Here is a 1,078-nt window from a genome sequence, read left to right as displayed (position 1 = left end):
TTCCTATGCCGCGGCGCCGGACTATTGCGTCGCCAAGGGCATGGAGATCTACGGCAACGAATACGCCATCCAGTTCCCGCGCCATGCCTGGCCGGAGGGCCGCGACCGCAAGCTGTCGCCGATCCACGATCGCATCAAGGCGCTCGGAGGCCGCTTCGACGCCTATAATGGCTGGGAGCGTGCCACCTGGTACGCGCAGGACGGCGATGACATCTCCGAGGAAGCCACGCTGACCTTTCGCCGCGACGGGCCATGGCAGCATCGTGTGCGCGAAGAATGCCTGGCCGTGCGTGACGCTGCCGGCATTTTGGACCTGCCTGGGTTCTCGCGCTTCAATCTCGATGGTCCAGGTGCCGCCGAATGGCTGAGCCTGCAGGTCACCGGACTGGTGCCGAAGCCAGGCCGCATCGGTCTCGTCTATTTCGCCGACGACAAGGGCCGCATCGTCACCGAAATGTCCGTCGTGCGTCACGACGAGAACCTGATGACGCTGATCACCGCGGCGGTCGCGCAGTGGCATGATTTCGAATGGCTGAAGTCGCGCATGCCCAAGGACGCACCGTTCAAGCTGATCGACCGGACCGAAGAATTCTCGACCCAGATCCTGGCCGGCCCGAACTCGCGAAAAATCCTCGCCGATGTCTGCGAAGCCGACCTCACTCTGCCATGGCTGACGCATCAGGAGACGAAGATCGCCGGCCGCTGGGCCAAACTGGTGCGCGTCTCCTTCGCCGGCGAACTCGGCTGGGAAATCCACACCAGGATCGACGACACCGCCGCCATCTTCGATGCCGTCTGCGCCGCAGGCCAGCAGCACGGGCTGAAGCCTTTCGGCATGTACGCGCTGGATTCGCTCCGGCTTGAGAAAGGCTACCGCACCTGGAAAGGCGATCTGTCGACCGACTATTCGATCCTGCAGGGCGGGCTCGAACGCTTCGTCAAATGGGACAAGCCCGACTTCCGTGGCAAGGCGGCACTGCTGAACGAAAAGCAGCAAGGCGTGAAGAAGCGCTTCGTCACGCTGGTGGTGGAAAACCCCGGCGATTGCGACGCTCCGTCAGTTTCTACACTCTGGCAT

General features: G+C 63.0%; 1 pseudogene. It reads left to right on the top strand.

Annotated elements, in window-relative coordinates:
- Positions 1-1,078: pseudogene (locus EN884_RS36760) on the top strand (dimethylglycine dehydrogenase); the annotation flags it as partial.

This window comes from Mesorhizobium sp. M7A.F.Ca.AU.001.01.1.1, from assembly GCF_004022735.1.
GTDB lineage: Bacteria > Pseudomonadota > Alphaproteobacteria > Rhizobiales > Rhizobiaceae > Mesorhizobium > Mesorhizobium ciceri.
Note: the sequence above shows the minus strand (reverse complement) of the source record. Positions and strands in the feature narration are given on the sequence as shown.